This is a genomic window from Caldibacillus sp. 210928-DFI.2.18, assembly GCF_020554505.1.
In the GTDB taxonomy this organism is placed as follows: domain Bacteria; phylum Bacillota; class Bacilli; order Bacillales; family Caldibacillaceae; genus Caldifermentibacillus; species Caldifermentibacillus hisashii.
The window spans coordinates 1-9,402 of record NZ_JAJCHL010000106.1 but is presented as its reverse complement, the minus strand read 5'-3'; the positions used below and the strand labels follow the sequence as shown (position 1 = coordinate 9,402).

6 protein-coding genes are annotated in these 9,402 nt (G+C 41.9%); 5 read left to right on the top strand and 1 reads right to left on the bottom strand.

The window, feature by feature from the left end; genetic code table 11:
* Positions 1-442 precede the first annotated feature (442 nt).
* The 5 genes from LIZ98_RS15610 to LIZ98_RS15590 all read left to right on the top strand — a co-directional run bounded on the left by LIZ98_RS15610 (position 443) and on the right by LIZ98_RS15590 (position 8,471).
* Entirely contained in the window at positions 443-4,126 is a 3,684-nt protein-coding gene (locus LIZ98_RS15610; RefSeq protein WP_227140189.1) for a nitrate reductase subunit alpha, read from the top strand.
* Positions 4,116-5,588 (top strand): nitrate reductase subunit beta, encoded by a 1,473-nt coding sequence (gene narH / locus LIZ98_RS15605; protein WP_227140188.1) that lies wholly within the window; start codon positions 4,116-4,118, stop codon positions 5,586-5,588. The genes LIZ98_RS15610 and narH overlap by 11 nt, the downstream gene beginning before the upstream one ends.
* Positions 5,589-5,653: 65 nt before the next feature.
* Entirely contained in the window at positions 5,654-6,169 is a 516-nt protein-coding gene (narJ, locus tag LIZ98_RS15600) for a nitrate reductase molybdenum cofactor assembly chaperone (protein ID WP_034767459.1), read from the top strand.
* A 40-nt stretch (positions 6,170-6,209) separates the two neighbouring features.
* Complete coding sequence (gene narI, locus LIZ98_RS15595; protein WP_227140190.1) at positions 6,210-6,899, top strand: respiratory nitrate reductase subunit gamma; 690 nt, start codon at positions 6,210-6,212, stop codon at positions 6,897-6,899.
* Positions 6,900-6,974: 75 nt separating this feature from the next.
* On the top strand, positions 6,975-8,471 hold the full coding sequence (locus LIZ98_RS15590; RefSeq protein ID WP_227140187.1) for a tetratricopeptide repeat protein: 1,497 nt from the start codon (positions 6,975-6,977) through the stop codon (positions 8,469-8,471).
* A gap of 720 nt (positions 8,472-9,191) precedes the next feature.
* Here the strand turns inward: LIZ98_RS15590 and LIZ98_RS15585 are convergent.
* Positions 9,192-9,402: DnaD domain protein (locus LIZ98_RS15585; RefSeq protein ID WP_227140186.1), on the bottom strand; the 211-nt coding region annotated here is incomplete at its 5' end.

The following is a 9,402-nucleotide window of genomic DNA, read 5'->3' as shown; positions in this document are numbered from 1 at the left end:
ATTAAAGGGGAGTTAGTTTCTCAGTCGCTGGCGCTCGGAGCTAGACAATAAAACTGATCCCGAGTTATTTACCTGTATTTTTATACTTTCTTATACTATGAAAAGACAAGGATTGCCTCTTATTGTTCTCTTCCGTTTCTCACCTAGGGAAACCAATAAAACGGCGAAACCCATTCTCGTCACCATTTTTTGAAGAGAAAGCGAAATACCCACCCATCTTTTGGATGCGAAACTTAAGTTGTTATATTCAAATCGTACATACTCTCTTTTTCCTCAGATAAATTCATCTTGTAATAATTTCTACTTTTTCACAAAACCTTCTCTACAAATACTATTATCCACTTTCCTGTGATGTACTTCACAACGAAACCACTTACCTCAATGGTTAAATGATAATAGCAAATACAAAAACACTTACTTTTACAAAAAAGGGAGGATTACGATGAAAAAGAAGGCTTCTCCACTTTGGCAAAGATTCAAATATTTGAAACCGGTAGAGACCTACGCCGACAACCATAGTCAATTGCAAGTCGGCAATCGTGATTGGGAAAATGTCTACCGGAGAAGATGGCAGCATGATAAAGTCATCCGTTCCACACACGGTGTCAACTGTACGGGATCATGCAGCTGGAATATTTTTGTGAAAGACGGCATTGTCACTTGGGAAGGTCAAAGTCTCGATTACCCGACAACAGGCCCTGATATGCCGGAATTTGAACCACGTGGCTGTCCAAGAGGAGCCAGCTTTTCCTGGTATATTTACAGCCCGCTCCGGGTGAAGTATCCGTACATACGGAAAAAACTGCTTGATTTATGGAAGGAAGCAACCGCTACCTATGATAATCCGTTAGATGCCTGGAAGTCGATTGTCGAGGATAAAGAAAAAGCCAAACGATATAAACAAGCACGTGGAAAGGGCGGCCTTGTTCGTACGAGCTGGGATGAAGCCGCAAGAATTATCGCCGCATCTACTCTTTACACAACTTTAACGTACGGTCCGGATCGAAATGTCGGCTTTTCACCAATTCCGGCGATGTCGATGATTAGTTACGCATCCGGAAGCCGCTTCATGCAGTTAATGGGTGGCCCAATGTTAAGTTTTTACGATTGGTATGCCGATCTGCCACCGGCTTCCCCGCAAATTTGGGGGGATCAAACCGATGTACCGGAAAGCTCGGATTGGTATAACTCAAACTACATCATTACTTGGGGTTCAAACGTTCCATTAACCCGGACACCGGATGCCCACTTCTTAATTGAAGCCCGTTACAAAGGGACAAAAGTCATCTCGGTTAGCCCTGATTATGCCGAGTCAACGAAATTTGCCGATGAATGGCTATCGGTCAGACAAGGGACTGACGGTGCGGTTGCGATGGCCATGGGACATGTCATTTTAAACGAATTTTACCATCAAAATAGGACCCCCTACTTTGAAGAATATGCGAAAAAATATACCGATCTTCCATTTGCTGTTCTTTTAAAAAATAAAAATGGAACGTTCACACTAGACCGTTTCCTCAACGCAAAAGATCTTGGTATTGACTCTGCCAATAATGAATGGAAACCGGCGATGTTTAACAAAAAAACCGGTGACTTCTCCATTCCACACGGCACCATGGGCTCTCGCTGGGATGAGCAAGGTAAGTGGAATCTCCATTTAGTTGATGAACATACAGAGGAACCAATTGAACCTGTTTTAAGCTTTTTAGGTATGGAAGATGAAGTGGTTACAGTCGATATGCCATATTTTGATGAACAAGGAAAGCGAGCAATTCCACGAAATGTCCCTGTAAAAAAAGTTGAAGTCGATGGAAAAACCGAATATGTCACATCCGTTTATGACCTAATGCTGGCCAACTACGGAATTGATCGCGGCCTTGGCGGAGAAGCAGCAAGTTCTTATGAAGACCTCACGCCATACACACCGGCATGGCAAGAGCAAATTACCGGAGTCGACGCTGAACTTGTTATAAAAATCGCTCGTGAATTTGCCCAAAATGCCATTGATACGAAAGGTCGCTCAATGATTATTGTCGGTGCCGGCATTAACCATTGGTACAACGCGGACACGATTTACCGTGCCATTGTCAATCTCGTTCTTTTAGTCGGTGCACAAGGCGTGAACGGCGGTGGTTGGGCTCATTATGTCGGCCAAGAGAAATTACGTCCGGTAGAAGGCTGGAACACCATCGCAATGGCAAAAGACTGGCAAGGACCACCGAAACTGCAAAACGGAACATCTTTCTTCTATTTTGCTACCGAACAATGGCGCTTTGAAGAACATCCGGTCAGTGACTTGGCTTCCGCAACTGTGGAAAAAGCAAGATATCAGCACCCGGCCGACTATAATGTCCTGGCCGCAAGACTCGGCTGGTTACCGTCCTACCCTACTTTTAATAAAAACGGGATTGACCTATACAATGAGGCAGTTGAGGCAGGTTGCACAACAACTGAAGAAATCGGTGAGTATATCGCAAAACAATTGAAAGATCGCAAGTTGCAATTTGCCATTGAAGACCCGGATAATCCGGTTAACTTCCCGAGAAACTTATTTGTTTGGCGGGCCAACTTAATTTCCAGTTCTGGAAAAGGCCATGAATATTTCTTAAAGTATTTACTCGGTACCTCCAACGGTTTACTGAATTCTGATGAAGACAGTATTCGGCCGGAAGAAATTAATTGGCAAGAAGAAGCCCCGGAAGGAAAAGTAGATTTACTTGTGAACTTGGAATTCCGGATGTCCGGCACGGCTCTTTATTCCGATATTATTTTACCGGCCGCCACTTGGTATGAAAAACATGACCTTTCAAGTACCGATATGCACCCATTTATTCATCCATTTAATCCGGCGGTCGCATCACCATGGGAAGCAAAATCAGACTGGGAAATTTTTAAAACGATCGCCAAAGCTGTGTCCGATATGGCTGAAGAAATTGACCTGGAACCGATGAAAGAAGTTGTGGCCACTCCTCTACAGCACGACACTACTGCCGAAATGGCCCAACCTTTAGGAAAGATTCGCGACTGGTCAAAAGGCGAATGTGAACCAATCCCGGGGCAAACAATGCCGCAAATTCATGTAGTCGAACGAGATTACAAACAAATTTACAATAAAATGATTGCCCTTGGTCCGAATGTGGAAAAACAGCCATCCGGCGGTAAAGGGATGAATTGGAGTCTGGCAAAGGAATATGACGAATTGAAACGTCGGCTGGGAACGATTAACAATGGCACAATTGCAGACGGTTGTCCGGATATCAGTGACGCAAGAAATGCTTGTGAAGCCGTGCTTACCCTCTCATCTACATCAAACGGAAAAATTGCCGTTCGTGCTTGGGAAGCATTAGAAAAGCAAACGAATTTGGAACTGAAGGATTTGGCTTTAGACCGTGAAGGCGACCTGATGACCTTTGATAAAATAACCGCACAACCACAAACAGTCATCACATCCCCTGCATTCAGCAGATCGGAAAAAGATGGCCGGCGGTATTCACCGTTTACAACGAATGTCGAAAAAATGATCCCGTTTCGCACGATTACTGGAAGACAATCGTTTTTCCTTGACCATGACATGATGAAGGAATTCGGGGAAGCGATGGCGGTTTACAAACCGATTTTGAACCAAAAGCCATTCAACTCAAATCGACCGGAAGCGGAAGGCAAAGAAATTACATTAAATTACCTGACACCGCACAACAAGTGGTCCATCCATTCGATGTATTTTGACTCGAAACCAATGCTCAACCTATTCCGTGGCGGTCCGACCATTTGGTTAAACAAAGATGATGCAGAAGAAATTGGCGTGGCTGATAACGATTGGATTGAATGCTTCAACCGAAATGGGGTTGTCGTTGCCCGGGCAGTTGTCTCGCACAGAATCCCGAGAACCGTTGCATTTATGCACCATGCCCAAGATCGTCATATTCATGTCCCGGGAACAAAACTCACGCAAAATCGTGGCGGTACCCATAACAGCCCAACCCGCATTCACATGAAACCAACCCATATGATTGGCGGGTATGCCCAATTAAGTTACGGATTTAACTATTACGGACCCACCGGAAACCAGCGTGATTTAAACGTTGTTATCAGAAAATTAAAGGAGGTTGACTGGCTTGAAAGTTAAGGCACAAGTAGGAATGGTTATGAACCTTGATAAATGTATCGGCTGCCATACATGCAGTGTCACCTGCAAAAACACGTGGACCAACCGACCGGGTGCAGAATATATGTACTGGAATAATGTCGAAACAAAACCCGGTATCGGTTACCCGAAACAATGGGAGGATCAAGACAAATATCGCGGCGGCTGGGAGCTAAAAGACGGTGAACTCGTTTTAAAGTCAGGATCCAAAGTAAATCGACTGTTAAACTTATTTTACAATCCGGCTCAACCGGAATTGGATGATTATTTTGAGCCTTGGGACTATGACTATGAAACATTAACAAATAGTCCGGAACGAAAACATCAACCGATTGCCCGTGCAAAATCGTCTATCACCGGAGAATTTATGGACCTTGAATGGGGTCCGAACTGGGAAGACGATTTAGCCGGCGGACATATTACCGGGCTTCGTGACCCAAACGTCGTCAAAATGGAAGAATCAATCAAAGCCGAATTTGAAGATGTGTTCATGATGTACTTACCGCGGATTTGTGAACATTGCATCAATGCACCTTGTGTATCTTCCTGCCCATCCGGTGCGATGTACAAACGGGATGAAGACGGGATCGTTCTGGTTGACCAAAATGCTTGCCGCGCTTGGCGTTATTGCGTAACAAGCTGCCCATATAAGAAAGTTTATTTTAACTGGAAAACAAACAAAGCAGAAAAATGTACATTATGCTTCCCGAGAATCGAAAACGGGCAACCGACCATTTGTTCAGAAACTTGTGTCGGTCGGATCCGTTATATTGGGATAATGCTTTATGATGCAGATAAAGTAAAAGAAGCCGCATCCGTTGAAGATGAAAAACAACTGTATCATGCACAACTTGGCATCTTTTTAAATCCAAACGATCCGGAAGTCATTCAAGCTGCACTTGCAGAAGGAATTCCAATGGACTGGATTGAAGCCGCACAAAAATCCCCAATCTATAAAATGATTATTGATTGGAAAATTGCTTTGCCGCTTCATCCGGAATATCGCACGATGCCAATGGTTTGGTATATCCCGCCTTTAAGTCCAATCATGAACACGATTGAAGGAAAAGGAAGCAATGCAGACTGGTATGATATTTTTCCGGCCATTGATGACATGCGGATTCCTATTGAATACTTAGCCAATCTATTAACTGCCGGTGATACTGCGCATATTCGGACTGTCTTGAAGAAAATGGCGGTGATGCGTAGTTACATGCGTGCCCAAACGACCGGAAAAGTTTTTGATACCGAAATTATTGATGAACTTGGTTTAACGGAAGATGGCATTAAACAAATGTATCGGTTGCTTGCGATTGCCAAATATGAAGATCGCTTCGTTATTCCAAAAAGCCATAAAGAAGAAGTTCAAGACTTGTACGATGATCAGGGTGCTTGCGGCTTAGACTTTGCCGGCGGACCTGGTGGTTGTGGGGTTCTCTCTTAATTTTAATTCAACAAAAGGGCTTTTAAATATGGAGCCCTCCCCCTAAAAAAGGAGGCGAATAATAAATGCATCAAACAGAAATTTATCAACTGATTTCAATTCTTTTTCAATACCCGGATGAGGAATTGCTTACCATCCTACCGGAATTGCAAGTTGAAGTGGACAACTTCCAAGATGCCAAGATTCAGGCTCCTCTATCACAATTTTTGCATGTGTTAGCTGAGACTCCAGAAGATCAATTAATTGAACATTATATTGAACACTTTGATTTTGGCAGAACAACGAATCTGTATGTCACTTACTTCAATTCCGGTGAAGCAAGGGAACGAGGAATTGAACTATTAAAGCTAAAAGAATTTTATAAAGAACACGGTTTCGCTATAACGGACAATGAATTACCGGATTACTTACCGCTTATGCTTGAGTTTTGCGGCAATGTTCCGATCCATGTCAGCAACGATCTTTTACAAAATCATTATGGATCAATTCTAGAAATACGAAATAAATTACACGAGAATCAAAGTTATTATGCCCAGCTTCTTGATGCACTCGTTGCATTAATGGATAGAAACGGAATCTAGCTTGGAAACGGCAAAAATCAATCTTTAAAGGAGGGGGTTCATCGTGAGCAGACTCGATATATTCCTTTGGGCTATATTGCCTTATATCGTTCTGACCATCTTTATCGGTGGTCTCATATATCGTTACCAAAAAGATCAGTTTGGCTGGACAACAAAATCGAGTGAAATTTTAGAGAAGAAAAGATTACGCATTGGTTCCCTCATGTTCCATTGGGGTCTTATTTTCGTTTTTGGTGGACATGTCGCAGGAATTCTAGTGCCGATTCAATTTTACGAAGCACTTGGTATCCCGGAACATATATACCATAAGATAGCCATTATTTTAGGGATGCCTGCAGGGATTGTTGCCTTCATCGGGATTCTCTTATTGCTACATAGGAGAATTAGTGTCAAACGAATTTTCAAAACGACAACAACCGGTGATTGGGTTGCACTATTGGTTGTCATCTTGTGCCTAGCAACAGGTTTAGCTGCAACTTCTTTAAATGTTGACGCGCAAGGATTTGATTATCGAACAACAATTGCACCATGGTTTCGTGGAATCTTTACCTTCCACTTTCAACCGGAATTAATGGCGGGAATTCCAATCTGGTTTAAGATTCATATTTTATCTACCTTTATCCTGTATACCGTTTGGCCATTTACAAGATTGGTTCATGCATTTAGCTTTCCGCTCCGTTATTTAACAAGAAATTATGTCATTTACAAAAGGCGTGTCAGAGAAATTTAAAGATTAGGGTGCCCTATGGAAACATATGGCTCCCTTTTTATCTTTGGACCTGACAGATAAGGAGGAATATTTCCCATGATTATGCAAAAGGACCTCAACCAAATTTCATCTATCATTGAAGCTGTAAAAAAGCAACTGACAAATGGCGACATACGTACTGCTAAAGAATGGATTGCCCAATTAGAAGCCCTAAGTCAAAACACCCTTGATGTCAACTTGCAATTCCAAGCCTATGTAACAATCGCAAAATATTACCGGCGCATCCGTAACTACGACGAGTCAGCCGGCCGTTTCCGAAAAGCGTTGAACTTGGTTAGCGCTGTCGACCAGAAGGAACTGGCAAAGGTGATCATTGATGCTCACCTAGTTTATATCACCCTTGAAACGGAATATAATCAATTGAAAAAAGCACGGACGACCGTAGCAAAACTGTTGGATTGGCTTGATAAAAATCGGCCGGATGACCACCTAGCCTATGGACTTACTTACCGTAGCCTCGGGAATATCTTTTTTGCTGATGATGATATTCAAGGCGGTATCAAACAAATGGAAAAGGCACTGGCTTATTTTTATAAAATTTATCCGGACACCCACCCGGTCACCCTTGATGTAATCAACATCATCTCGAATGCTTATATAAAAATAGAGAATTTTGAAAGTGCTCGTCTCCCCTACGAAAAACTTTTGCAAGAATATCAAAAGAGGAATGACCAAGCTGAAGTTGCCAGCACATTATTAAAGATTGGAGAAATTTATTATTATACAAACCTGAAACAAGCCCGTTCGTCAATCATGAAGGCGCTCAAAATATTTGAAGAAACGTTTGAAGCGGGGCATGAAGATATAATCAAGGCGCTTATGATGCTTGGTGAAATTGATGAAAATATAGGTAATTACCCACGAGCAGTCAACTACTATCAAAAAGCACTTGGACAAATTTTAACAACTAGACAAAATACAGATGCCATCGTGGTTTACACGTATGCAAAAATCGGGATGATCTTAATCAAAATGGATAAATTAGCTGAGGCAAAGTCTTATTTAGAAGAAGGATTGACGCTTTCGGAAAACTTTCCGAATATCCGGTTGCAGTTCCTTTACGGCTTAGGGAAAATCTACTCTTTTGAAAAAAATTATGATGCCGCCTTTGTGATCTTCCGGGAATTTTTACAGCGTCTGGAAGCTAGTGGGCACAAATATTGTAAAAGTTATGCCGACACGTTGCAGGCCATCGCCTTTAACGACCTTGAACAACAAAAACTGAACGAAGCCTTAAAACACTATTGTGAGGCTTTGTCCATTTATGAAAAACTCGTATCTACAAGCTGCCGGGAAGAAAAAGGGTTAGCATATATCCGTCTTGGCTATTGTTATGAACATATTGAGGAAAAGGACTTAAAGAAAGCAGAACAATCCTATGAAAAAGGCTTTCGGATTCTTGATAAAGTAAATGACACCGGGCTTTTAGAAGAAGCGCTCGCCGCTATGATTGACTTCTATAACCGTACGAATCAACCGAAAAAGAGGAAGATTTATGAGGATAAGCTGGTAAAATTACAAACCCGAGATTAGTTGGCAGTATTATATTATGTCCCCTTTTCAGATTTAGGGGACGTCTCGATACACTTTTTCATTCTCATTTTGAGCTGCTAGTTGCTGCTGAATTTGACTACAACATTAGCATACTTTCTTCCCTAGATGGAAGTCACAGAAAAAGAACAGTTTATTTTTTCAAATAAAATTCCGAGTTATTATGTTTCACTTTAAGGAATTAACTTAGCGATATCTGTTTTTTTATAAATTGATGTTCTGTTTTTCCTGCCTTTGCTTCAATTGAGTGTATTTTGCCTTAGTTATAAGGAATTTGGGAATTTGTTTGTTTTAAAATACTACTCTACGAATTACTGGATAGTACCAAACTTTTTTAAGAAATAATTAATGTGAAGTCAGACTCTTTCAATGTTTTACTGCTCCGGTTATACCGGCAATTTCCAGAAAATGTTTATGCCGGACATTTTTTGGACACCGTAAACACAATGAGCAAAAATTTTTGCACTTATGCCCTGCCAATCATTTTTGATCCGTTCAATCCCATAGCCCACACAGACGAGAGGAATATATAACTTGCCTTAATTCATCCATGTTGCCTGCGCAGCCCTTGCTCTCCACTCATCAAGATTTTCCTGCATCAAACAACCTGGAAACTCTTTCTCATGATCACCTCCAAAGGGGCAGGTCCCTTGTCCCATTTTTAGTCGATGTTGTTAAGGTAGGCTTGCGGGACCTGTCTATCTATTCGTCTTCCCCGGCATCCATGTCGAGGATAAAGTTTCTTGGAATATCCCGTTCCATTCGGGGTTTTTGTTTTGCACTCTTTTTGTTCAAACGTTCTCGATATTCCTTTTGTGCGGCACGAACCTCATTGATGGTTTGATAGCCTTTATCAAACCACCGGCGAAGAATTCCTTCCACGTAACTCCAATTTTTATTCCCGCTTTCGACA